Origin of the sequence: Streptomyces corchorusii (assembly GCF_001514055.1) — a bacterium.
Lineage (GTDB): Bacteria > Actinomycetota > Actinomycetes > Streptomycetales > Streptomycetaceae > Streptomyces > Streptomyces olivaceoviridis.
This window is the reverse complement of the sequence record NZ_KQ948355.1, coordinates 342,971-366,917: the sequence shown is the minus strand read 5'-3', so window position 1 is coordinate 366,917 and position 23,947 is coordinate 342,971. Positions and strand designations below refer to the sequence as shown.

The window sequence follows — 23,947 nt, the reverse complement described above, 5'->3', positions numbered from 1 at the left end:
AGGTGAGTGCTGATGGCACATCACTTCGCGAACGACATCCCGTCCCGCCTGTTGATGTGGCGGCGCGTACGCGAGTACGCCGTGCCACCGTCCATGATCGAGACCGCGACCGCGCGTCGTGCGGTCGGTGACTGGTCGGGGGCCTGCGCCGCCGCCCGCATCGACATCGATCTCGATCTGCGCGCCGTGCGCAAGCGCCACGGCACCGATGTCGCCTCTCTGCTGCGTGCGGATCTGCGCCGGCTGGCGCCGGACCTGCTCCGCTGGCACATGCCCCGGATCGCCCCCGACGGGCGGCTCCGGCCCGGTCTCACCCTCTCCCTGGCCCGTTACGGCAGTTCGGGCGGCACGCCGCTGCACCTGGTGGTGCGGACACCACCGACCTTGGCGGACGCCGGCCAGCGTATGTCGCTGGCCCTGTGGGAGGGGCCCGGAAGCAGCGTCCCGGGACACCACCCGCACCCCTACCCCGACCGGCGCCACCGTCTCGACCTGCACCGGCACCTCTGGGACGCCGGACGAAGCGATGAACTCGCGCAGCGATGCGGCGCGGACGGCGCACCGCCGAGGGTGCCGTCCGGCCGCTCCGCCGGCCCCCGCCGTCCCGCCCCTCCGGATCTTCCGGAGCGGCCCAGCGGCGGCGACGCGTCGTGGGCGGTCTCCCGCTGGGCCGCCGAGGCGGAGCTGCTGTTGCGGGCCGAGGGCCGCCGCCCTCGCGGCGCCTTCACCGTGCGGCTCGGTGCGCGCAGCCGCGCCGTGCTCGAACTCGTCGCGCCCGACGACAGCCACGCCCCGACGTTCCGGCCGCTGCGGGAGCCGCTGCCGACGCAGCAGGTCGCCGCGCTTCCGGTGCTGCCGGAGGCGGCGGCCCGCGTCCTGCCCGATCTGGAACTGCTGCGCGCCGGACTCGTCGCGGCCGACCGCCTGCATCCGCTCGTCGCCGCGGCGCTGGCGGAGCCGGGCCCGGCAGCAGCGACCGGACCGGCCCCCGCATCCGACGACCCGCACCGGGTGCGGTGCCGGGGCGAGGTCCACCGGATCGCGCTGCGGGACGGGGCGCTGACGGCGATCGACCACGATCCGGCGGAACTGCGGCGGGAGGACCTGCTGGTGGCGCTCGGCGGGCCGGCGCTGCCCTGCCTGCGGGCCATCGACGCGGTGCACCGCAGCCCGGAGGCACTGCCCGCGGTCCGGGAGCGGCTCCTCCACGGTGACGTCGCCGGAGCGCTGACCGTGGTCGAGGGACTCCTCGGCCCCGGCGCCCTCCTGCCCGACGGGCCGCTCCGGCGGGAACTGGAGTCGGCCGCGACCCGACGCGTCGACCACGGTCTCTTCCGCTCGGGGCTGGTCACCGTGCACCCCGCTGCCCGTGCCTCCGGAGGCGGGAACGCCCCGGACGCGGAACACGCCGACACCAGTCATCGCCCCCGGCCCGACCGCCGTACCCCTCACGCCATGCTCCGCAAGCGGAGCAGCCGGGCCCGGCCACGCACCGGCCTCATGCGCTGACCGCTCGTCCACCGCCCGACTCGCCCACCGGCGCCGCACCTTCGGCGCCCCATGCCTCATGACATCCGGACGGGCCGCCCCGTCCCCTCATCCCACCCAGGTGATGCCCATGACCCCCAGCACCCTCGCGCAGCCCGCGGTCCCCGCCGTCGGCGCGCCCGCACCCCTGCCCGCCGGCCCGTCCGGCACCCGCGCCCAACTCGCCGTCGCCGACGACCTCCTGACCCTCCTGCGGACCACCACCACCGAGCCCCGCCCCGACGACCAGCTCGAAGCACTCACCCTGGCCGTCGCGGCCGACCTGCCCGTACTGCTCTGGGGTGAACCGGGCATCGGCAAGACCGCGGCCCTGACACAGCTCGCCCACTCCCTCGGCCTGCCGCTGACGACCGTGATCGCCAGCGTCCACGAGCCGTCCGACTTCTCCGGGCTGCCCATCGTGGGCGACGACCCGGCGGTGCGGGGTGTGCCGATGGCGCCGCCGCAGTGGGCCGTGGAACTGGTGCGGGCCGGACGGGAGCTGCTCTTCCTGGACGAACTCTCCACCGCCACCCCCGCCGTCCAGGCCGCACTGCTCCGGGTCGTCCTGGAGCGGAAGGTGGGCGCTCTCCAACTACCGCGGGGGGTGAGGATCGTCGCCGCCGCCAATCCCCGCGCTTCCGCGGCGGACGGGTGGGAACTGAGCCCGCCGCTCGCCAACCGGTTCGTGCATCTGCACTGGGTGCACGATCCGGAGGTGGTGGTACGCGGGCTGGGCGGGGTCTGGCCCCGGGCGGAGCTGCCCCGGCTGGTGCCCGAGCGGCTGCCGGAAGCGGCGGCCCACGCCCGGCGCGCGGTCTGCGGCTTCCTGCGGGCCCGGCCGACGCTGATCCACCGGCTGCCGAGCACGGAGACACGGCGTGGCACCGCCTGGCCCTCGCCGCGCAGCTGGGACGCCGCGCTGACCCTGCTGGCCTTCGGCACGGCGGCCTCCGTCTCCCGGGAGGTGCTGGCACTGCTGGTACGGGGCGCGGTGGGGGACGGCCCAGGGCTCGAACTCCTCGCCCACCTGGACCGGATGGACCTGCCGGACCCGGAACCGCTGCTGGCCGATCCCGCCTCCGCCGAACTGCCGGTGCGGGGCGATCTGCGCCAGGCGGCGCTGGAGGCGGTGGTGGCCGCCGTCGGAGCGCGACCGGAGCGGCAACGGTGGGAGGCGGGCTGGGCGGTACTGGTCCGGGCCCTGGAGACCGGCGCCCCCGACCTGCTGGTGGCCCCGGCGGCGGCACTGGCGGCGCTGCGGCGCGACGACTGGGAGGTGCCGGACGCGGTGGAGCGGCTGGCCGGGGTGGTCGGCCTCGCCCGACGGGCGGAGCAGTCGGTGGGACGGGCCACGGCGGCCTACGCCGGGCGCACGCCGGGAACGCGCCGATGACGGGGAGCACGAAGCGCCCCGGACCGCTGCCACGTCCCCTGCCCCGGCCCGCGCCGCCCCGCCCGGTACGGGCCACGGTGCCGCCCCCGCCGACCGCCTCCGGTGGGCCGGACGACCGTCCCGGACCGCCGCTGGACCAGGAGAAGTTGCTGGCCGCCCGGCTGCACGCCGTGAAGGTCCGCCCCTACCTGGCAGCCGCCCTCTTCGCGCTGCACGTGGTGGAGGACCGCTCGGTGCCGACGATGGCGGTGGACGCCCACTGGCGCTGCTACGTCTCACCCGGCTTCGTGGCGCGCACCCCGGTGGAGGAACTGGCGGGTGTCTGGGTGCACGAGGTCTCCCACCTGCTCCGCGACCACCACGCGCGCGGCGAGCGGTACGCGCGGGAGCACGACACGCAGGGGCCGGGCGAACGAAGCGAGACGGGGACCTCCCAGACCGAAGGCCGGGAGAGGCTACGGCGGAACATCGCCGCCGACTTCGAGATCAACGACGACATCTACGGCGACGGCCTGCCCCGCCCCCTCGGAGCGGTGCACCCGTCGATGCTGCGGCTGCCCGAATGCCTCCTCATGGAGGAGTACCTGCGCACGGCGTCGCTGTCCGGGCTCACCGCGGACCTGGCCTGGCTGGACTGCGGCAGCGGCGCCGACGGGCAGGCCCGGCCGTGGGAGCTGGGACCCGACGGGGCGCACGGGCTGAGCAGGCAGCAGCGGGACGCGGTCCGCTTCCGGGTGGCCGAGGGCATCGCAGGCCGGCCCGGCCACGCGCCGGAGGGCTGGCGCCGATGGGCCGAGGAGGTGTTCCACCCGCCGCAGCCCTGGCGGCAGTTGCTCGGAGCGGCGGTCCGCTCGGCGACGGGCGCGCCCGGGGCGGGGGAGGACCACAGCTACCGGCGTCCGTCCCGGCGCTCGGCCGGCGTCCCCGGAGTGCTGCTGCCGAGCCTGCGCCGCAAACCGCCCCGGGTCTGCGTCGTGATCGACACCTCCGGGTCGGTGAGCGACGCCGAACTGGGCAGCGCGCTGCTGGAGGTCGCGGCGATCTCGCGGGCGGTGGGCGGACGGCGCGACCTGGTCTCGGTGATCTCCTGCGACGCGGCGGCCGGGGTCGCCGTCCCCCTCTGCCGCGCCGAGAACATCGCACTGGTCGGCGGCGGCGGAACCGATCTGCGTTCCGGTTTCACCCGGGCGCTGCGCTCCCGTCCCCGCCCGGACGTGGTGGTCGTCCTCACGGACGGGCAGACGCCGTGGCCCTCCGCCCAGCCGCCCTGCCGCACCGTCGTCGGCCTCTTCCCACGCCCCGCCCACGCCGTGGACGAGGAAGACCCCGACTACGTCCCGGACACCCCACCGTCCTGGGCACGGGTCGTCACGATCGGCTGAGACCGCGACCGGTACCGGGCGGCATCAGTCGCCCGGCCGGCGCCTCGACCGAGGTGGCGACGGCCGCGCGGTGCCGCCTGAGCCGGGCGGCCTCGTTGTCGTCGGTGGCGTTGCGGATGGCGGGGGGCGTGAAGAGCCACGCCTGGGCGGATCTCTCCCCGCACTGCGGCACCGGGCCACCGGCGCCTGAGGCCGGTCCCGGGCGAACCGGCCCGGTGTCTCCAGGAGATCCGGACGGGCTTCTCGTGTGATCCTCAGCGTTGCGGCGGCTGTTCCTCGGTCCGGGGCCGGCCCAGGGTCTCCGCCGCGGCCTCGGCGAAGTCGTGGATGAGGGGCGAGCGCCGGGACGCCACCCACGCCAGGGCCACCTCGTTGGGGCCGATGCCCTCCACGGGCAGCGAGATCACATCCGGGCGGGTGTAGAAGGAGGCGGTGGACAAGGGGAGCACGCAGATGCCCGCACCGGAGGCCACCAGTTCCAGCTTCTCCTCCACCTGGTGGATCGCGGGCACCACGGGGCGCCGCCGCTCCCGCAACTCCAGTGCCACGTCACGCCATTCGGGTACGGCGTCCGGGTCCTGGAGCAGGTGCTCGGAGGCGAGGTCGCAGACGGTCACCGACGCCCTGTCCGCCAGACGGTGCCCCGCCGGCAGCATGACGACTCGGGGCTCCCGGAAGAGCGGCCGCACCTGAAGGCCCCGCTGGTCGACGGGCAGCCGTACGACGCCGATGTCCGCCCGGCCGTCCTGGAGCACCTCCACCTGGTTGTCCCAACTGGTGCGCAGCAGACGCACGTCGACGCCGGGGCGGCGGGCGGCGAAGACGGCCGTCGCCGGGGTGACCGTGATGCCGGGCATGAACCCGATGGTGAGGGTGGGGGTGCCCCGCGCCGCCGTCCTCACCCGCCGCAGCAGCGCCTCGGCCGAGGCGAGCAGCGGGACGGCGTCCTCCAGCAACTGCTCCCCGGCCGGAGTGAGCAGCGTGCCGCGCCGGTCCCGTGCGAAGACCTCGACGCCCAGGTCGTCCTCCAGGCTCCGGATCTGCCGGGACAGCACGGGCTGCGCGATGTGCAGCCGCTCGGCGGCGCGCCCGAAGTGGAGCTCCTCGGCCACGGCCACGAAATACCGGAGCTTCCGCAGGTCAAGATCCACCCGGACTCACCGCTCACTCTCTCCGAGGCGACGGCCCCGCCGGGCGGTCGGCTCTTCCTGGAACGACTCCTCGATCGCCTCGCAGGACGATCCAGGCAGCTGCGCACGAATCTACCCGTCCCGGCCACGGCGAGCCGTCACGGACGGTGCCCGTCCTGTCCTTGACCGGGGTCACTCCTCGCCGGCGAGGACGGCCAGCGGGTCGGTGTGCGTGGGGGTCCACCCCAGCTCGGCCTCGGCGCGTGCCGGAGTGAGCTGCTGGTCCAGGGCGAAGGCGTCCGCTACCGGACCCATCCGCTCACGTGCCTGCTCCAGCGTGATGGAGGCGACCTTGCCGTCGAGGCCGACGGAGCGGGCGACGGCCAGCGAGCACTCCTTGGCGGTGGGGTTCACGCCGCCCACACCGACGTACACCGAACCGGGCCTCGCCCTCAGGGCGGCGGCGTACAGCTCCGCGATGTCGTCGATGTGCACCAGCGCCCAGCGGTTCGCACCGTCGCCGATGTACGGAACGGCGCCCGCCTCCTTGCCGGGGACGGCGTAGAAGGCGTCGATCAGGCGGTTCTCGCCGCCGTACAGCAGACCGGGCTGCACCAGGACGGGACGGCCGCCCTGCTGCGCGCGCCCCAGTACGGCGTCCTCCACCGGCTTGCGCCAGGCGACCAGGGACGGCGGGTTCCAGGGGGCGGTCTCGTCCACGACCCCGTCCGTGTCGCCGTAGACCCAGGTGCCGCCGGTGTGCACGTAGGTGCCGGTGCCGATGCCGTCCTGCATGGCGGTGGCCGCCGCGAGGTCCTCGTCCCCGGTCTCCGCCTGCGCCAGGTGGACGACCGCCTCCGCGCGGGCCGCCGCCGCGTTCAGCACACCGAGATCGCCCAGCCCGCCGCGCACCGGCGTCGCCCCGAGGGAGGCGACGGTCTCGGCGGCGCGGTCGGTGCGGGCCAGCGCCTCGACGGTGTGTCCGTGGCGGATCAGCGCGCTGATCGTGGCCTTGCCGATGTATCCGGACCCGCCGGTGAGGAAGATCTTCATGGCCGTGGCTCCTGTCTCCGTAGCTCGCTCGCTGACTTCGCTGACCAGCCTGAGCCCGGGGAGGGATGCCCGTCCAAGACCTCTTCCGCCGTCTGTGATACCCGATGAGCATCAACAGTCGCGCAGGACGCGTGGCCGCCGCCCGGGCCCGGCGTCTGCCGGGTCCGGGCGGCGGCCCGGTGCGCGCAGTGGCTCAGCCGCGCAGCGTCGCGGCCGGGCTATTGTACGCCTCGGCCGTCAGCACCGGGCGCCGTGCCGAGCCGGCCCCCTTCGGCCAGGAGAGCCGGACGGTCCGGGACTCGCCGGGCAGCAGCCACAGGTAGTTGTCGCTGTACAGCGTCGGCAGGACCCGGCGGCCGTGCGCGTCCTCCAGCAGCGACAGCCGGACCATGGCGGCCACCGCCGAGCCCTGGTTGCGGATCACCGCCGTCAGCTCCTGGCGGTCGCCGGAGCGCGACCACCCGGTGATCGCACCTGTGAGCTTCACCTGCTTCACCTTGTTCAGCCCCCGCAGCGCGGCGGCCTCGCGGTAGCGCCAGTAGGTGTTCCGCGACAGCTCCCTGCCCCGGGAGTCCTCCAGCGTCAGCCGCAGCAGGTGCAGGTCCGGCAGGCCGTCCGTCCACGCGGCGGTGAACGCCTCGGCGGTGGCCGCCCGTTCCACGTCCAGCCGGGCGGTCCTGCTGCCGCCGAGCTGCCGCCCGGACAGGTCGTACAGCCGGGCGGTGACGGTGGCGCCCCGCAGGTCCGCCGACGTGTGGTTCACCGCGATGACCCGCCACTTCACCGGATCGGCCTGCACGTGCAGCGGCTCGCAGGCCGAACGGGCGCCGTAGTAGGTGCCGTTGACGTCGAAGTCGTAGTCGTACGTCTGCCAGACCGTGCTGTGCCAGGCCGGGTGGGACATCCACAGCATCAGACCGGAGGCGTTGTCCCACAGGTTGGCGTTCCACGCCTCGAACATGGCGCGGGTGTTCTCGTAGTTGACGAACTGCGCCTTGCGGGCGAAGTCGTCCAGGTCGCCGGACTCGCCGAGGCGGGCCTCGATGGCGGCCTTGTAGTTCTGCGGCGCCTGGTTCCCGCGCTCGCTCCAGTCGTGGTAGTACCACGCACCCCGGATCGGCCACTCCGGCTCGTCGCCCGTCATGCTGCGGGTACTCGCGGCGGTGGAGACGACGGGCATGCCGATCTCGGTGTGGAAGCCGAAGTCACGGCTGCCGTACGTCATCGGGTCGAAGTACTTCTCCGGCTCCACCCAGCCGTAGGGACCGCCGCCCGTGATGATGCCGCCCGCCGAGTTGTTCTGGTAGAGCACGCCGGGCACCTGCCGCTCCACCGCCTCGCGCATCCCCTTGTCGATGGCGGCCGGGGGATTGCCCTCGTTCGCGCCGCACCAGATCACCACGGACGGGTGAATGCGGTACCGCAGCACGGTGTCCCGTGCGATCGCGTTGAAGGCGTCGTGGTCCGGCGGGTCCATGCCCCACGCGTTGGGGAAGTCGTTCCACACCAGGATGCCGTGCCGGTCGCAGGCGGCGAAGAACTCCTCCCGGTCGCTGCTGCCGACCCAGTTGCGGATCATGGTGAAGTTCATGTCCCGGTGCATCCGCACCGCCGCGTCCATGCGCTCCGCCGGCATCCGGCGCAGCAGTTCGTCCCAGCCCCAGTTGCCGCCGCGAGCCAGCACGCGCACGCCGTTGACGCTGATCTTCAGCGGGTCCGGCGTGTTCGACACGGACTTGACGTCGGTCCACTGCTCGCCGTCGTCGGACACCTGGATCGTGTACGACTTCGGGTACGCGGTCTCCCAGACAACGGCGATGCGGTCGAACGCCCGGGAGGAGCCGAGGTCCACCTGGATCCACTGATGGTCCTCGTAGGCGGACGACCAGCGGGTGTTCGGGTTGCCGTCGGTGGCGTTCGACGCCGGGTGGTCGGACTCCTCCGTGGAGGCGGTGGCCTTCTGGCGCAGGGCGAGGTCGGTGCCGGGCTCACTGCGGTCGACGACGGAGAACGACCACAACGAGTTGCCCCAACTGGTATTGCGCAAGCCACAGTTGAGACGGACATAGCGTGCGGTCCGCCGGTCGAAGTCCTCGATCTGGAGGCTGGCGTTGCCGTTGTTGAACGGCAGCGGCACCGCCCCGTTGTCCACCGACTTCACATCGGTCCAGTCCGAGCCGTTCGGGGAGACCTGGACGACGAAGGTCTTCGCGTACGCCTGCTCCCAGGTGAGGTCGACCCTGTCGAAGGACTGGACGGAGCCGAGGTCGACGCTGATCCACTGGTCGTCCTCATAGGCGGAGGACCAGCGGGTGCCGGCGTCGCCGTCGGTGGCGTTGGCCGCGCGGTTGCTGTCCTGATCGGTGCTGGACGCATCCGCCTGGGCGTGCAGCGCGAGGTCGGTGCCCGGCTGGGCGCTGTCCCGCACGGACAGGGTCCACAGGGAGCTGCCCCATGAAGTGGCCCGCGTCAGGCAGCGGATGCGGACGTGCCGGGCCTGCTGCCGGTCGAAGGTCACGGTCTGCGTGTAGGCGTCGCCGGACGCCGTGAACGCGAGCGGTACGTCGTACTCGTAGCCGAACTGGCGGATGCCGAAGCGGGTGGTGCGCCGGTCGCTCTCCTGGCCGCCGACCGAGGCGGTGAGCGTGAGGTCGTGCAGGTGGGCCTCGCCCAGGCCGTTCGGCCACCACAGCCGGGGGTCGCGCAGCCTCAACTGGCCGAAGGCGTCCGGAGCGAAGACGACGTCCAGGCTCTCGCCCGCCTTCACGGTGACCGTCTTCGACACCCGTATCCCGTCGAAGGCGGCCGTGACCGTCGCCTGGTGGTCGGCGTTGTCCGCGTTGCGCACCGGCACCACGACGGTCAGCTCGGCCACCGAGACATCCGGCAGCGAGGGCAGCACGGTGTCCACGCGGGGGTCGCCGATGACGACGTGCCCGGTCGATCTCAGCCGGACGTGGTTCCAGATGCCCGCCGCGCGGTCGCGTACGGCCGGCATCCAGTCCCACCCCGAGGACGCCAGGTACGTCGGGGAGTTGAGGTTCATCTGCTGCGCGCCGGCGTCCACCCAGGACTCGCCCAGCGGACCCTTGTCACCGGGGCTGCCGGGGACCGGCATCGGCGTGATCCGCACCGCGAGCGCGTTGTCGCCGCTCTCGGCGAGCTGCCGGGTGACGTCGAAGGCGGCACGGGCGAACGGGTAGGTCAGGTCGCCCACCTGCTTGCCGTTGAGCCACACATCGGCCTTGTGGTTGACGCCGTCGAACTCCAGCCAGACGTGCCGGCCGGCGCCGGTGCGCAGACCGCGCGGCAACGCGAAGTCCCGCTTGTACCACCAGGAGTGGCGCGACAACGCCTCCGGGATGTGCAGGTTGTTCAGACCCGCCACCGGGTCGGGCAGCTTGCCCTGCTCCACGAGCGAGCCCAGCACGGTGCCGGGAACGGTGGCGGGCAGCCAGCCGCTGGTGTCGACGGACGTCTTCGACAGGCCGGCGCCGTCCGCCCCGGCCCAGTCGTCCATGGTGAGCCGCCAGCCCGACTCCACGGGCACGGTCCCGTCGTCCGCGACCGTGAGCGCCGGTGCCTCGTCGTGCCGGGTGCCCCAGTCGGTCCAGCCGGTGGCCGAGGGGCGGTGGCCCTTGGCGGTGCCGTACACCTCGAAGCCGTTGAGGCCGAGGGGCAGCGGACTGGAGCGCTTCCGCGAGGTCATGCGCACCCAGCGCGCGGACACCGGGCGGGCAAGCGGGACGTCCACGACGCCACCGGTCCCGGACGTGGTGCTGTACACCGTCGTCCAGGACTCGTGGTCCACGGACGTCTCGACCACGAAGACCAGCGAGAAGCTCGACTGGATCTCCTCGCCGGTGGTGCCGCTGTGCACATTGCCGGTGGTGGGCGGCGTGTACACCGGGTCGGAGGCGTCGGCCTCGAAGGTGAGGCGGACCCGCGTGACCTCGCAGGCCGCCTGGAGGTCGACGGCTATCCACTGCGGATCGCCGCCCTCGGCACGCCAGCCGCTGCCCTTGACACCGGGGGAGGAGAGGCGGTCGACCACGAAGGACCCGGGGGTCGCGGCGTAGGCCGTCGAGGAGACCGAGACCGGCCGGTAGAGCGCCAGCTCACCGGGGGAGGCGGCGGAGCCCACCGGCGCGCCGTCGGGCGCGGCGACGGCGGTCGCCGCGGGAAGCACGGCACCCAGGCCGAACCCGGCCAGCAGGGTGGTACCCGTGGTGACGATGGCCCGTCGCGACGGATGGCGCGACGGATCCGACTGATCTGTCATGAGCTGACGTCCCATCAAAAGCGGTGCAGTCCGGACCTCTCTGGGTCTGCCGCAGGAGCAATGACAACGTTGCCAAAGGCTCGATGGCGCAGCGGCTCATGTCAACCCCTGATGCGTGGATCGATGTGTGACCGCTTCCGCCGTCTTGTGACGGGTTCCGGTGGATCATGGCTGGAGCGAATGAGGGAAGCGGGCGGTCGTCATCCGTGGGCGCAGAGGGCTCGAAGAGGGGTCCTACGGTGGCGAAATCCTGCCACGCGGCATTTCCGCGGCGTGGCACGTCGGGTCGGCCGACCGTGGCGAGGTGGGTGGGAGCTCGCCCTGAATCCGCAGGGTGGTTGCAGATGTGATCGGTGTCGGACGGTGACGGGTGAACGTCACGCCTGGCTCACGGGGCGCTCATCGGCGGTAGGCGGTGGCGGCGACGGCGGGCAGCAGGGCGAGGGAGAGGAGGCCGCCGGTGAGGGCGAGGGCGGGGTAGCCGGCGGCGGCGACCATGAGGCCGGAGGCCATGCCGCCGGTGGCGCCGGCGATGGCGATGGAGACGTCGACCACGCCCTGGGTCCTCGCGCGGGTGGCCAGCGGCACGGTGTCGGTGATGATCGCCGTACCGGAGACGAGGCCGAAGTTCCAGCCCAGCCCCAGCAGGGCCAGGGCGAGCGCCAGGAGGGCCACGGAGTCACCGGGCGCCGCGGCGGCGAGCACACCGGCCGCCAGCAGGGTGATGCCGGAGGCGGCGGCGACCTTCATGCCGCCGTGGCGGTCGACGAGCCGGCCGGTCAGCGGCGACGGCAGGTACATCGCGCCGACGTGGAGGGCGATGACGAGGCCGGAGGCGGCGGTGCCGTGCCCGTGGTCGTGCATGTGGACCGGCGTCATGGTCATGATCGCCACCATGACGAGCTGGGTGAGGACCATGACCAGCGCGCCGAGGACGACGCCTCCGCGCCCCTCGCCCCGGTCGACGGCCTCCGCGGCGGCCCGGTGCGCGGCCACACCGGCTTCCTCGGCCACGGCGACCTCACGGGCCAGGAGCAGCGGGTCGGGGCGCAGCCGGAGGGCGAGAACGAGCGCGGCCAGCGCGTAGGCGGTGCCGGACAGCAGGAAGGGGCCGGCGAGGTTCGGGATGCCGAGGTGTTCGGCGAACGTGCCGGTCGGCGCGGCGAGGTTGGGGCCGGCGACACCGCCGAGCGTGGTCGCGACCAGGACCGTGGAGACGGCTCGGGCCCGGTGACCGGGGTGGGCGAGGTCGGCTCCGGCGTAGCGGGCCTGGAGGTTGGTGGCGGAGCCCGCGCCGTAGACGAAGAGGGCGACGAACAGCAGGACGGGATCGTCCAGGACGGCGGCGGTGATGACGCCGGCCGAGCCGACGGCACCGGTGAGGTACCCGGCGGCGAGACCGGGACGGCGGCCGTGCTTGTCGGAGATACGGCCGACGGCCACCGCGGTGAGCGCGGATCCGGCGGTGAGCAGGGCGCTGGGCAGGCCGGCGAGGCTGGTCGAACCGAGCATGTCCTGCGCGAGGAGGGCACCGACGGTCACGCCGGCGGCGAGGCCCGCGCCGCTGAGGACCTGGGAGGCGACCAGGACGCGCAGGACGCGGCGCTGCGCCTGTGCGGGGTCGCGTATGTGGGCCGTCGTACCGGCGGGTGCGGTGCTGGTCATGTCTCTCCCGGGGCGGTGGTGTCGCCGTGCACGGGGAAGGGGTTTCCCGCGTTGCTGTCCGAAGGGGCTTCGTACGAGGGCGACTTCTTACGGTGTGTGCGAGGGGTACGAGGGGTACGAGGGTGACTTCGTACGATCCGTCGTAACGCGTCGGCGCGCCGGGTCACAACCTTCCCGTTGCGGGCCGGCGCACGACAACGGGATTTCTCCGTGCCGACGCGATGACGCCGGTGCCGGGCTCGTCCGCGCCGGAGGGCGCCGCGAGGACGGCCAGGGCCGCGCGCTCCCCCGGAGGAGAGGGCGCCTTCGACGTGTCCGGCGTGCTCGGTCGCCGTCTCGGTCGATGCCCAGTGCAACCGGTGGTCGAGCGCCGGGTGTTGGGAGAGGGGGTGGCCGAAGAGGGAGTGGCCGACGCGGTCGCGGGCCTCCAGGCAGACGGTGTCGCGGCCGGCGGCGTTGAGGAGCGTGGCGGCGGACGGCCACTCGTCTCGGCTGCATGGGCGCGCCGCCACCGCCTCGCAGGCGCACGACGTCAGGGACGGAGTGCGACCAGGAGATCGACCACGTAGGTCTCCTCCACCTCATAGCGAGGAAAAATCTTGACCAGCCGCTCACGCTCATCAACGAAGAACGCCTGGCGGTCGGCCTCTTCGAGGACGAGGAATGCCGAGCGGCTGCCGATGTTGGCGAGATGCGTGTCCAAGGAGACGGTGCGGCTCCAGCGCACTTGACGGCGCGCAACCCGTAGCCCTGTCAGCCCCGCCAGCCGGATGGCGTCGTCGTCCGAAGGGCGCACGGCGGACCTCGGCTTCACCCCGCAGTGGTGCGCGATGCGCCCGTGCTGCTCGCGGATCCACGGCACGTCGAAGGCCGTGGTGTTCCACCAGATCGCCAGCGCACCGCCCGCCCGCAGGACACGCAATGCCTCCGGGACGGACCGGCCAGGGTCGGTCCACTGCCAGGACTGGGCATACGTGATGAGGTCGCAGGAAGCCGCGGCCAGCGGCAGAGCATTACCGTCACCCCGTACGACCGGCACCCCCGGGAGCGCCTGACGGAACTCACCAGCCATGGCCTCACCCGGCTCGACGGCGATCACATCAGCACCCCGCTCCCGCAGCAGCACGCTGGCGATTCCGGTGCCCGCGCCGACATCCGCGACCCGGGCGCCCGCCAGACGACGGCCCGCGAACTCCTCGATGCCGTCAAAGAGCGCGGCGGGGTAAGAAGGCCGGCTCGCCGCGTACTGAGCCGCGGCTACGTCGAAGGACTGGGCGCGAGAACTGGCGGTCATACCCTCATCATCGCCCCCGGCACCGAACATTCGACCGTCACCGACCTGGCGAACCGATGCGGTCACAGCACTCGCAGGCGTGGGCGGGGCGCCGGTGAGGGACGTCCAGTGCCGGGCCGTCTCCTGGTGGGAGCCGGTCGACGGTATCCCGTTCTCCGTCGATGGCGTATCCCGAGCCGGTGAGGTGGCTCTCGTCCGGGAACTCCCGGTAGGACAGGCCGCGGCGCGGCACGCTCGCGGTCAGCCGGGGACGCGGCAGCCAGCCCGTGTCCAGGGGCGGGTCGTGGTGGTCGGCGGCGGTGACGTGGACTGCCGGGTCGGCGACCACTCCGACCCGGCAGACGTCCCCGGCCTTCAGGTGCTCGGGCGGCGGGTCGGTTCGGAACGACTCCGACTCCGCCTCAGGGCCCGCGTACCCGCCGGTGTCCACGGGGCAGGCCACCAGGCTGGTACCGGCACCGCTCGTGATCCCCACGGGTTCCCCTGCACGGCCTCGGACCGGTGGCGGGCCCGGTACCGTGCCGGTTCACCCCGTACGTGCTCCACGCGCCGCCCCCGCACCCCCATGTACGATCTTCAACCATTGGATTCCGAGATTCCGGGAGGCGTCCGTGGCGCTGGAGGTGGCTGGCGTCTCGCCCGAGGAGGAATCCCTCTACCAGATGCTCGTGACGTCCGGTCGGGCCACCGGCGAGGACATCGCCCAGCGGGCCGGCCTGACCGGCGCGGAGACCGGGCGGATCCTGGACTCACTGGTCGCCAAGGGCCTCGCCACCCATACGGACGGCACGCCCCGGGTGTTCCGTCCCGCTCCGCCGGAGGTGGCGCTGCTGCCCCGGCTGAAGCGCAGCGCCGACGCGCTGGACCTGGCCCGGTTCGAGGCCGCACGGCTCATCGAGTCCTATCGGGAGACGATGCGCAGGCATGACGCCGGCCAGTTGCTGGAGGTGATCACCGGGGCGGAGGCCCTGCGCCAGCAGCTCCGGCAGATTCAGTCGGGCGCGCGCCACGAGATGCTGTGGTTCTGCAAGGCCCAGTACGTGGCCATGCCGTCGGGCACCAACGCCGAGGAGTTCGAGGCGCTGGCCCGGGGCGTGCGCTACCGAGTGCTGTACGAGAAGGCGTTCTTCGACGACGAGGGTGCCCTGGAGAACGTCGTGGCGGGTGTACGGGCCGGCGAGGTGGCCCGTGCCGTACCGCACCTGCCGTTGCGCCTGGCCATCGCCGACCGCTCCGTCGCCGTCTTCCCCCTCGTGGCCGGTGGGCCGCACGGCAGCCCGGAAGAGCCGACCACGGCGCTGGTCAGGGACAGCAACCTGCTCGCGGCCCTCCTCGCCCTGTTCGACCGCTACTGGGAGGACGCCGTCCCCCTGGACATCGACGGCACCGGCACGCTCGCCGGGACCGACGGGGCCGGCCCCGGCGACTCGCTCTCGGCCACCGACCGCAAGCTGTTGTCGCTGCTCGTGGCGGGGGTCGCCGACAAGGCGATCGCCTCGCAGATGGGGCTGAGCCGCCGGACGGTCCAGCGCCGCATCCAGGGCATGATGGAGCGCGCCGGCGCGGTGACCCGTATGCAACTCGCCTGGCAGGCGTCGCGCCGCGGCTGGCTGTGAAGAGGCCCGCCCGGAGGCCCAGGACGCCGGTACGCGCACTGTGGGCACGCGGTTCCCGGGCGGGTGCCGATCGACGCCACGGTGGAGTCGTCCCGCTCCTGCACCGGCGCGGCGGGTACCGGGCCCACCATGGGCATGGCACCCGCCGCGCCGACTGACCGCACGAGCGGGTCAGCGTCGTCCGCGCGTCACGCCGTACCGCGGTGCAGGTACGCCCGTTCCACGGTCTGGCGCACGCTGTCGCCTGCGGAGTCCGTGGCGGTCACGCGGAGCGTCACGTAAGCGTCACCGCGCACCTTCGACGGCCGCTCCACGGTGGCCGTGAACCGCCGGCCGTCGCCGTGCCGTTCGGTGCGCGCCGTGGTCCACGTCTTCCCGCCGTCGTACGACGCCTCGGCCTTCAGACGCACGCCGCGCGGGGCGGCCATGCCGTCCTGCATGCGGACGGTGAGGCCCAGTCGCTGTGCGCGTGCCCGGCTCACGGCGCCCTGCGCGTCGACCGGTACGTCGTAGTCGAGCTGGAGCAGCGACAGCGGGGCGGCATCGGCCGTGGTGTCCGAGCGGAACGTCCACGAGGTGCGCGTGCGCACGCCGAGGCGCCAGTCGTCCGAGACACGGGCGGTCGTCAGGTCCAGCCGGTACCGGGCATCGCCCGGGGCCACTTCGAAACTGCCCCACGCTCCGTCGTCGGAGACCGCGGTCCGCTCGCCGTTCCGGTACAGCACCGCCGACGCGACGTCGTCGGCGGCGGACGCCCGGCCGACGCCGAAGCCACTCCTCTCCGCGAACGACCAGTGGCCGGCGTCGGAATCGGTGAACTCCGGGACGTACACGGTCAGGGTGTCGCCGGTGCGGACCGACGGCCGGGTCCAGCCGCGGGGGATGGAGGGACGGACCGGCGCTCCGAACCACGTCTCCGTGACGTGCCCGCCGGGACGGTAGGTACGCGGCGCGTTCCGCATGCCGGCCGCCAGCGGCAGGTCGGGGACGTCGACGACGTCGTGGTGCACGACGTGGTTCCACAGCGTGTCCCCGCCGGTCACGTACTCGACGCGTTCCCGGCCCACCGGGACGTAGCGGCTGTACTGGTTCCACGCGGTCTCCTGGTACGGCCGCCACCCGAAACGCTGCTCGCTGGCCCACAGCGCGGCACCGGTGCGGGTGTACGTGCTGCGCACTACGGCGCTCTCCCGCTCCGAGACGGTGTGCACGACCTGCTTGGGGACGAAGCCCTTCGACACCTGCATCACGTCGTACAGGTACGGGCTGCGCACCGTGCCGGAGAACGCGACCGTCGTGGTGCCCTTCTCGACGCGCTTCAGCAGGGCGGTGCCGTCCTTCCAGGAGGCCCGCATGCTGGGCAGAGCCGTCCGGTCACCGGTCGGCTGCCACCGGGTCCAGGCACTGCCCTGCTCCTGGGGCCACACCATCAGCAGCGCCTTGGCCCCGGCCTTCGCGGCGGACCGGGCGAGTTCCGGCTCGGTGACGGAGAAGTCGTACCGTACGACGGCGAGTCTCCCGCGTGCCCGGCGGAAGTCGGGCGCCGACGACGTGCCCGCGTCCACGGCGGTCAGCCGTGCGCCGCGGTCCGGGAAGACGGAGGAGTCGGGCTCGTAGAACGGGACGAACTCCCGGGAGCCGCCGGAGACCTTCGCCCGCAGTTGCGGGGCCACCATCTGCCAGCGCGAGGAGAACTCGAAGGCGCCGTCGGTCACCCGGGAGGTCGGGCTGACGTAGAGGCGTGTGACGTCGTCGAAGTACATGACTCCCTGGACCAGTCCGTGACCGTCGATCCGGCGGTACACGGTGGTGCTGAGGATGCCGTGCTGTTCGGCCGGGCGCGGTGTGCGGATGTGCACCTGGGTGGCCTCGGCGGCGTTCAGCGTCACCGTCCGGTCCTTGGTGACCTTGACCTCGGGGACGACGACGGTGCCCGCCTCGCCGCCGTGATCGGTCATGTCGTAGAAGGCCGAACTCACGTAGTACGTGCCCTCCTCCACGAGGGCGACGTGGGCCTGCCTGTCCGTGTAGTCCACGAATCCGTCAGGGCCCCAGATCGTGGGCAACCAGTCCGGCATCACCTTGCCGTCGCGGTCGCGGTAGAACACGGTCAGCCGGTGCCGCGGGGCGTGCACCGCGAGGGAGACGGTGGTGTGGGTGAGTACGGCGCCGTCCGCCGACTTCGCGGTGAGGTACCCGTAGTAGGTGCCGCGGACCGCGTTCCGGGCGTCGGTGCTCAGCGGCACCTCGGCCGTGGCGCCGGGGGCGAGCCGCACCGTGTCGGAGCCGAGGCCGACCACCCCGTCCGGAAGCGCGCGCCCGGATGCGGTGGCCAGGCCGAGGGCCAGGGAGAGCGTGACCGGGCGGTCGCCGGAGTTGGTGTAGCGAACGGTGGCCGACTGCTGCCGCCCTCCCGAGCCGCCGGTGGTCAGCGGGGCGAGGGAGACGGAACCGCTGGCCCTGACGGGCCCCATGGCCGTGGCCACGTCGATACGGCCGCCGCCCTGTTCGGTCACCTGGGTGTGGGGCACGGTGTGCGCGGTGCTGATCAGCGCGTCCTTGAGCTGCTGGGCGTCCCAGTCCGGGTGCCGCTGGGCCAGGAGCGCGGCGGCGCCGGCGACGTGCGGGGTGGCCATGGAGGTCCCCGACAGGGCGACGTAGTGCGCGTCGACCGGGTCGCCCAGCGTGGTGCCGGACGCGCGGGCGGCGATGATGCCGACTCCGGGGGCGGTCACGTCGGGCTTGACCGCGCCGTCGCCCAGGCGCGGGCCGCGGCTGGAGAACGGGGCGAGGGAGTCGTCACGGTCGACGGCCCCCACGGTGAGCGCCGCGTCGGCCGCACCCGGCGAGCCGACACTGGAGGGACCCGTCTCCCCCTCGTTGCCCGCCGCGACGACGAAGAGCGCCCCGCTGGACGCGGTCAGGGAGTCGACGGCCTGGCTGAGCGGATCGGTGCCGTCGGTCGCAGACCCGGACCCCAGGCTCATGTTGACGACCTTGGCGTGTTCGCGCGCCGCCCACTGCATGCCGTCGATGACGGCCGACTCGGAGCCGTAGCCGTCGTCGCCGAGGACCTTGCCGATGAGGAGGTCGGCCCGGGGCGCCACGCCCCGACGGGTACCGCCCGACGCGGCGCCGCTGCCGCCGACGATCGAGGCGACGTGCGTGCCGTGCCCGAAGTGGTCGTCCGTGTTGGAACTGTTGGAGAGGTCCACGGCTTCCGTGATGCGGCCGGCGAGGTCGGGATGGCTCGCGTCGACGCCCGTGTCGAGCACGGCCACCTTGACGCCCTGGCCCTCGTCCCCCGCCTTCCAGGCGGTGGGGGCGTTGATCTGCGCGGTGCTGCGGTCCAGCACGGCCTTCACCCTGCCGTCCAGCGACACCCGGGGGGTCAGCGCGGCACGGGCGACACCGGTCTTGCCGCCGGGGTTCAACGTCTTCCAGAAGGCCCCCAGTCGGCGGTCGGCGACCCGGAGCGACCGCGCGTGGATGCTCGGCAGGTTCCGGGAGGGGGTCCCCGGGGCGTTGAGCGCCACGAGCCGGTCGGCGGTGGCCGCCGCGGCCCGTGCCGCCTCGGCGGTGACCCTGGCCCCCTTCCGGGACGGCTCGGAGGAGACGATCAACGGCAGCGCGGAGGTGTGCGCCTCGTCGTAGCCCTGGGAGATCAGCGCCGTCACGTCGAACAGCCGGCGGTCCAGTGCGCCCGCGGACACCAGGCCCTCGGCGTCCCACGGGAGCACGGTCAGCGACTTGTCGTCCTCTTCGAGCGTCTGGAAGGGGATGTGCTCGCGACCGGGGCCGGGCCGCACCGACGCGGTGCGCCGTCCGCCGGGCAGCGACGTCACGGTCACCTGGTCCCCGGTGATCAGCCGTACGGTCGTGGACCGAGCCCCCGCCTCGGACGCGGGAGGAGCGACGGTACCGCCGGCCGCCGTCCGCGCCACGGCGGTGGTGGGTACGACGCCTGCGAGCAGTATCAACCCTGTTGATATCACCGCCATGGGGCGGAACTTTGCCATCGGGGAAACACCTTTCGAACAGTCGTAGATCACAACTGTCCGAAATCATTCGGTGAGAAGGCCGGACCTGTCACGGGCATGCGGTGTCACAGCTGCGACATGTCCCAACGGCGACACGCGGGAGCTCCTTGGCCGCGCGCGGGTCCTGCCGCCGCGCCGCCCCTCAGGCGGTGCGGAACCGGAAGGCGCCGCTGCCGCTGCCCAGGGTCAGCCAGATGTGGTCTTCCTCCTTGACCAGGCGCAGCGCGACATAGGCGCACCCCGGGCAGCGAGCGGTCATCCCCGGTTCGGGGCCGTAGAGGTGCAGTTGCGCCAGGGTCCCGGACCGCCGGCAGTTCGGGCACCGCCACCAGGCCGTGGTGGGCTCCACGGAGAGGATCTCCGACAACGGACCGGCAAGACTGTTGCCGTCGAGGAAGGCGGCGGGGTCTGACATGAGAATCTCCCCTGTCCTGAGCAGAAGGTCAGCCGAAGCGTTCGGTGCGGATGGTCGCGGGTTCCTTCCCCTGGCCGGCGAACAGCTCGACGAGCAGGTCGCCGACGGTCTCCACGAACCCGGTGGAACCGCAGACGTAGACGGGACTCACCGGATCCAGGCGGGCCGTCGGCTCCCGCAGGTCCGCCGCCGTGATGCGGCCGGGCGCGCGGGAGGCGCCGGGCGGGGTCCGGCGGGTGTGGATGAACCGGATGTCGAGGAACGGGCCGCCGTCGGCGAGCTCTTCCCGGTACCAGACGTCCTCGGGATCGCGCACGGAGTACACCAGTTGGAAGAGGCCGCGCGAGCCCGCCGAGCGGTGGGCGCGGATCATGGACATGAGCGGTGCGACACCGGAACCGCCCGCCACCGAGAGCACCGGTTCGGTCTGCTCCGGGCGCCACACGAACCAGTTGCCGAGCGGTCCGCGCACCTCGACCTCCTCGCCCGGCGGCAGGTGGTCGGCCAGGTAGGGCGAGACCTCACCGTCGGCCACGGCCTGCACGCCCAGTTCCAGCCGGTCGTCGTCGGCGGGCGCGGCCAGGGAGTAGCTGCGGACGGCCTGGTAACCGTCGTCGGCCGTGAGACGCACGTCGACGTGCTGGCCGGGCAGGTGGCCGGGCCGGCCGGGCACGGTGAACACCAGGGTGCGGGCGGTCGCGCTCTGCGCGCGGCGCCCGACCAGCCGCGCCGGCAGCCAGGCGAGAGCCATGGTCAGTCGCCCCAGTGACGCTGCTCGCGCCAGGGGTCGCCGTAGTTGTGGTAACCGGCGGACTCCCAGAAGCCCGGGTCGTCCTCGTGCGTGAGCCGCAGTCCGCGCACCCACTTCGCCGACTTCCAGAAGTACAGGTGCGGGACCAGCAGCCGCGCCGGCCCGCCGTGTTCGGGTGAGAGCGCGTAGCCGTCGTAGGTGTGGGCGATCCATGCCCTGCCGCCGAGAAGGTCGGCGAGCGGAAGGTTGGTGGTGTAGCCGCCGTAGCTGTCGGCCACCACGTGTTCGGCGGTCGTCTGAAGTCCTTCGAGGAAGGCGTCGAGTGACACCCCGCGCCAGCGCGTGTGGAACTTGGACCAGCGGGTGACGCAGTGGATGTCCGCCACCGTGTCCTGCTGGGGCAGGGCCATCATCTGGTCCCAGGTCCAGCTACGCGTCTCGCCGAGCTCCGTGGTGACGGTGAACGACCAGTTCTCGGTCGGCACCCGCGGAGTGGGACCGGCCGACAGGACGGGGAACGACTCGGTCGGATACTGGCCGGGCGGCAGCCGCTCCGTCACAGCGCGGGGTCGCCCTCGGAAGCCGGGTGAGAAGGAAGTCAACGTCATCTCCTGAGCGATATGACCCGCCGCCGGAGGAGCAAGGGGGGTCTTCCTCCAGTCTCGGACCACGGCGGTGGCTCGACCACTCGGGCCGGGACCGGGCCGAACCGCTGGAAGAGCGCGGGCAGGGACATGACCCGCCCAGGGGTGGACATTCCGGCCATCACAGGTCAGGGTGGGCCCCATGCCGGCCGCAGCCTCCTGTTCACCGCACGACCTGTGGAGGAAGATCGATGCCCGTCATTGTGTCCACCGCGGAGCTGTCCGCCGCCGACCGGGTGGAGCGCTGGCACGAAGCGGTGACGAACACCTTCGTACCGCTCGGTGTCGATCTCCTTGAGGAGGAGCCGTCACCCGGCGACATCGTCAGCGACCGGCTCGGTGTCCTGCGGATCTCCCGTGTCCAGGCGGGGCCGCAAACGGTGACGCGGAGCAGCCGCCTGATAACCGGCGAGGATCAGGAATTCGTCATCCTCACGCTCCAGGAGCGGGGTACCGCGGTGAAAGAACAGGACGGGCGGCAATGCGTGGTCCGGCCCGGCCAGTTCTCCCTCTCGGATTCCTCCCGCGCGTTCAGGAAGACGCTCCACGAACGATTCGCTTTCACCTCCTTCCAGTTTCCTCGCGAAGCGCTTTCCGTGCGGCACGAGGACCTGCGGTTGCTGACCGCGACCACCTTCACCGGCAGTGAGGGGAGCGCGGCCGTCCTGGCCCAGTACGTCGCCGGCCTGGCGCGCGTGACGGCCGACGTCGACGACGCCGTCGGCCGCCGGCTCGCCGTCACCGCGCTGGACCTGCTGGCCCTGCTCGTCGACGAGCGCCGCGGCCGTCTGTCCCGGCCGCACTCGGCGACGGCCGCCGCCACCCTGGTGCGCGTCAAGGACCACATCATGAGGAACCTCGCCGACCCCGACCTCTCCCCGCGCACCATCGCCGCCGTTCACTTCATGTCGGTGCGCTACCTGCACAAGATCTTCGAGCAGGACGGGACCACGGTGGCCGGGTGGATCCGGGCGCAGCGCCTGGAGCGGTGCCGCCGTGACCTCCTCCGCCCCCGCGCACTGGAGACCGGAGTGGCGGTCATCGCGCGGCGGTGGGGCTTCGTGAGCGCCGCCCACTTCAGCCGTGCCTTCCGCGACGCCTACGGGATGACACCCCGCGAGTGGCTGGTGCACGGGCTGCCGGACGCACGGCGGCCAGGGGAAGACGTGGCCGCCTGAGGCCCGCCCGGTGGCCCGGGGCCGGTTCGCGCGGCCCGGCGGACACACAGGCCGTGCGGGCCGGCGAAGGAAAACCGGTTGCCGGTCGGCGGCAGCGGTGGATGCAATGCCCGGCATGGACACCCGGGGGCGCCGGCCACGGCGAGACGAGACGGACGCGCACCACCAGGGCTTGCCGCTCTGCGACCCGGGAGAACGGCAACCGGGCGGATCACCCGTCCGGATCGGCGCGCTCGCCCCGCTGACCCGGCCGGGCTGGGCCGAGGCCGGCCGGCACCTGCTCGCCGGACTGGAACTGGCCGTGCGCGATGTCAACGACGCCGGCGGGATCGTCGGAAGACCACTGGAGCTGGTGGTCCGGGACACCGCGGCTGATCCCCGCAGGGCCGCGACGGCCGTGGACGAACTGGCCGGTCTGGGCGTGGCCGCCGTGGCGGGGGAGTACCACAGCGTCGTCGCCCGCGCGGCTGCCGTCCGGGCCGACGCCCTCGGCCTGCCCTTCCTCTGCTCGTCAGCGGTTCTCGACGCGCTCACCGAACAGCCGACGCCATGGGTCGCGCGGCTGGCCCCGCCGCAGTCCCGCGGCTGGCGGCTGTACGCGGACTTCCTCCTCAGCGAGGGGCACAGCCGCATCGCCGTGGCAACCGAGCCGAGTGTGTACTGGGCATCCGGGGCACGCGTGCTGCGGGACCGCCTCGCTCCGTACGGCGGCACCGTCGTCGAACTCGACATGCGCGCGCTCACCCCCGCGGCAGTGTGCGACGAACTCGCCGACCACCGCGCTACGGCCCTGCTCCTCCTGGTCGGCCACCCGGAGCCGGCGGTGCCGATCGTCGAGTCCGTCCGCCGCGACCGGCGCCTCGCCGGGATGACGATCGGCGCTCCGGCCGGGCAGCCGGAGTTCGCCGGATGGGCGACGTCGCTGGGTGAGGACGGCGCCGGCATCCCGTTCCTGCGTTACCTGCCCGAACGCCTGACCCCGCTGGGCGCACGAGTCGGGACGTCCCTGCGCGAGCGGCTGGCCGAAGCACCCTCCTTCGTCGCCTTCGAGGGCTACGACACGGTCGCCGTCCTCGCCGGTGTGCTGCGCTCTTCCGGTGCGGACCGGACGCGGACCGCCGCCTCCTGGCCGTGCGTCGCGGTCGAAGGCACCCGCGGGCCGATCCGGTTCTCCCGTGTGCCGGGCATCAGCGTGTGGCAGTGGGGCGGGGCACCCATCCAAGTCGTCGACCGGGATCCGGCGCAGCCCGGTCGCTTCCGCGTCCTCCGCACTGGTTGAAAAACAGACAGGACCGTAGGGATCGAGCCAACCCCTTCTTCCTCAGGAGTTACTCAAGTACCACAGGGTATGGTCCTAGCGCCCGATCTCGAACAGTCGTACGGATGAACGTCGCACTCGCGGCGAACGTGCAGATGTCCCGGGAAATCGGGCGCAAGCCACGGGGGCGCAGGTACGGGGGTACAGGCACGGGGGTCCAGGCACGGGTGTGCACGGGGAAACGTCCCCGTGCGGCTTCTCCCCGCCCCGAATCCCGCCGAACTCTCCTCCGGTCGCCTCTGCCGGGCCTCGGCCC

General features: G+C 72.9%; 16 protein-coding genes. 6 read left to right on the top strand and 10 right to left on the bottom strand.

Annotation, left to right across the window (positions count from 1 at the left end):
• The first annotated feature begins 12 nt into the window (after positions 1 to 12).
• The 3 genes from AQJ11_RS14455 to AQJ11_RS14445 all read left to right on the top strand — a co-directional run bounded on the left by AQJ11_RS14455 (position 13) and on the right by AQJ11_RS14445 (position 4,305).
• The gene (locus tag AQJ11_RS14455; RefSeq protein ID WP_059263313.1) at positions 13 to 1,509 is read left to right on the top strand and encodes a serine/threonine-protein kinase; all 1,497 of its coding nucleotides are present in this window, start codon (positions 13 to 15) and stop codon (positions 1,507 to 1,509) included.
• Between the two features lie 109 nt (positions 1,510 to 1,618).
• Positions 1,619 to 2,923: an AAA family ATPase gene (locus AQJ11_RS14450; RefSeq protein WP_059263312.1), complete on the top strand. Its 1,305-nt coding sequence runs from the start codon at positions 1,619 to 1,621 to the stop codon at positions 2,921 to 2,923.
• Positions 2,920 to 4,305, top strand: coding sequence for a vWA domain-containing protein (locus AQJ11_RS14445; protein WP_244218237.1), 1,386 nt, complete (start codon positions 2,920 to 2,922; stop codon positions 4,303 to 4,305). Before AQJ11_RS14450 ends, AQJ11_RS14445 begins: the two co-directional genes overlap by 4 nt.
• A gap of 254 nt (positions 4,306 to 4,559) precedes the next feature.
• Here AQJ11_RS14445 and AQJ11_RS14435 read toward each other — a convergent pair whose 3' ends face one another.
• From AQJ11_RS14435 to AQJ11_RS14410, 6 genes are all read right to left on the bottom strand, one after another.
• Positions 4,560 to 5,456 carry a LysR family transcriptional regulator gene (locus AQJ11_RS14435; RefSeq protein WP_059263310.1) on the bottom strand — a complete coding sequence of 299 codons (897 nt, stop codon included), beginning with the start codon at positions 5,454 to 5,456 and terminating at the stop codon, positions 4,560 to 4,562.
• A 171-nt stretch (positions 5,457 to 5,627) separates the two neighbouring features.
• A complete protein-coding gene (locus tag AQJ11_RS14430) occupies positions 5,628 to 6,488 on the bottom strand; it encodes an NAD-dependent epimerase/dehydratase family protein (RefSeq protein ID WP_059263309.1) in 861 nt (286 codons plus the stop codon).
• Between the two features lie 193 nt (positions 6,489 to 6,681).
• Positions 6,682 to 10,770 (bottom strand): discoidin domain-containing protein, encoded by a 4,089-nt coding sequence (locus tag AQJ11_RS14425; RefSeq protein WP_059263308.1) that lies wholly within the window; start codon positions 10,768 to 10,770, stop codon positions 6,682 to 6,684.
• A 399-nt stretch (positions 10,771 to 11,169) separates the two neighbouring features.
• Positions 11,170 to 12,435, bottom strand: coding sequence for an MFS transporter (locus AQJ11_RS14420; protein ID WP_059263307.1), 1,266 nt, complete (start codon positions 12,433 to 12,435; stop codon positions 11,170 to 11,172).
• 532 nt (positions 12,436 to 12,967) lie between these two features.
• On the bottom strand, positions 12,968 to 13,729 hold the full coding sequence (locus AQJ11_RS14415) for a class I SAM-dependent methyltransferase (RefSeq protein ID WP_208616510.1): 762 nt from the start codon (positions 13,727 to 13,729) through the stop codon (positions 12,968 to 12,970).
• 37 nt (positions 13,730 to 13,766) lie between these two features.
• The gene (locus AQJ11_RS14410; RefSeq protein ID WP_244218236.1) at positions 13,767 to 14,204 is read right to left on the bottom strand and encodes a hypothetical protein; all 438 of its coding nucleotides are present in this window, start codon (positions 14,202 to 14,204) and stop codon (positions 13,767 to 13,769) included.
• A 136-nt stretch (positions 14,205 to 14,340) separates the two neighbouring features.
• On the opposite strand from AQJ11_RS14410, the gene AQJ11_RS14405 reads away from it, so the two are divergent.
• Entirely contained in the window at positions 14,341 to 15,345 is a 1,005-nt protein-coding gene (locus tag AQJ11_RS14405) for a helix-turn-helix transcriptional regulator (protein WP_014670479.1), read from the top strand.
• A 188-nt stretch (positions 15,346 to 15,533) separates the two neighbouring features.
• On the opposite strand, the gene AQJ11_RS14400 is transcribed toward AQJ11_RS14405, so the two are convergent.
• The 4 genes from AQJ11_RS14400 to AQJ11_RS14385 all read right to left on the bottom strand — a co-directional run bounded on the left by AQJ11_RS14400 (position 15,534) and on the right by AQJ11_RS14385 (position 21,159).
• Entirely contained in the window at positions 15,534 to 19,364 is a 3,831-nt protein-coding gene (locus AQJ11_RS14400; protein ID WP_244218235.1) for a S8 family peptidase, read from the bottom strand.
• A 163-nt stretch (positions 19,365 to 19,527) separates the two neighbouring features.
• The gene (locus AQJ11_RS14395) at positions 19,528 to 19,800 is read right to left on the bottom strand and encodes a DUF6510 family protein (protein ID WP_014670476.1); all 273 of its coding nucleotides are present in this window, start codon (positions 19,798 to 19,800) and stop codon (positions 19,528 to 19,530) included.
• 28 nt (positions 19,801 to 19,828) lie between these two features.
• On the bottom strand, positions 19,829 to 20,551 hold the full coding sequence (locus tag AQJ11_RS14390) for a ferredoxin reductase (protein WP_059263306.1): 723 nt from the start codon (positions 20,549 to 20,551) through the stop codon (positions 19,829 to 19,831).
• 2 nt (positions 20,552 to 20,553) lie between these two features.
• On the bottom strand, positions 20,554 to 21,159 hold the full coding sequence (locus tag AQJ11_RS14385) for a sulfite oxidase-like oxidoreductase (protein ID WP_059263305.1): 606 nt from the start codon (positions 21,157 to 21,159) through the stop codon (positions 20,554 to 20,556).
• A gap of 227 nt (positions 21,160 to 21,386) precedes the next feature.
• Between AQJ11_RS14385 and AQJ11_RS14380 the strand changes: the two genes are divergently transcribed.
• Together AQJ11_RS14380 and AQJ11_RS14375 are read left to right on the top strand one after the other, a co-directional pair.
• The gene (locus tag AQJ11_RS14380) at positions 21,387 to 22,373 is read left to right on the top strand and encodes an AraC-like ligand-binding domain-containing protein (protein WP_059263304.1); all 987 of its coding nucleotides are present in this window, start codon (positions 21,387 to 21,389) and stop codon (positions 22,371 to 22,373) included.
• 106 nt (positions 22,374 to 22,479) lie between these two features.
• Positions 22,480 to 23,652 carry an ABC transporter substrate-binding protein gene (locus tag AQJ11_RS14375; RefSeq protein ID WP_107120829.1) on the top strand — a complete coding sequence of 391 codons (1,173 nt, stop codon included), beginning with the start codon at positions 22,480 to 22,482 and terminating at the stop codon, positions 23,650 to 23,652.
• Positions 23,653 to 23,947 lie beyond the last annotated feature (295 nt).

Coding starts and splice junctions, on each gene's coding strand:
- AQJ11_RS14450 (WP_059263312.1), top strand. CDS start 1,619: ATGACCCCCAGCACCCTCGCGCAGCCCGCGGTCCCCGCCGTCGGCGCG.
- AQJ11_RS14420 (WP_059263307.1), bottom strand. CDS start 12,435: ATGACCAGCACCGCACCCGCCGGTACGACGGCCCACATACGCGACCCC.
- AQJ11_RS14380 (WP_059263304.1), top strand. CDS start 21,387: ATGCCCGTCATTGTGTCCACCGCGGAGCTGTCCGCCGCCGACCGGGTG.
- AQJ11_RS14455 (WP_059263313.1), top strand. CDS start 13: ATGGCACATCACTTCGCGAACGACATCCCGTCCCGCCTGTTGATGTGG.
- AQJ11_RS14395 (WP_014670476.1), bottom strand. CDS start 19,800: ATGTCAGACCCCGCCGCCTTCCTCGACGGCAACAGTCTTGCCGGTCCG.
- AQJ11_RS14415 (WP_208616510.1), bottom strand. CDS start 13,729: ATGACCGCCAGTTCTCGCGCCCAGTCCTTCGACGTAGCCGCGGCTCAG.
- AQJ11_RS14385 (WP_059263305.1), bottom strand. CDS start 21,159: ATGACGTTGACTTCCTTCTCACCCGGCTTCCGAGGGCGACCCCGCGCT.
- AQJ11_RS14400 (WP_244218235.1), bottom strand. CDS start 19,364: ATGGCAAAGTTCCGCCCCATGGCGGTGATATCAACAGGGTTGATACTG.
- AQJ11_RS14430 (WP_059263309.1), bottom strand. CDS start 6,488: ATGAAGATCTTCCTCACCGGCGGGTCCGGATACATCGGCAAGGCCACG.
- AQJ11_RS14425 (WP_059263308.1), bottom strand. CDS start 10,770: ATGACAGATCAGTCGGATCCGTCGCGCCATCCGTCGCGACGGGCCATC.
- AQJ11_RS14375 (WP_107120829.1), top strand. CDS start 22,480: ATGCCCGGCATGGACACCCGGGGGCGCCGGCCACGGCGAGACGAGACG.
- AQJ11_RS14445 (WP_244218237.1), top strand. CDS start 2,920: ATGACGGGGAGCACGAAGCGCCCCGGACCGCTGCCACGTCCCCTGCCC.
- AQJ11_RS14390 (WP_059263306.1), bottom strand. CDS start 20,551: ATGGCTCTCGCCTGGCTGCCGGCGCGGCTGGTCGGGCGCCGCGCGCAG.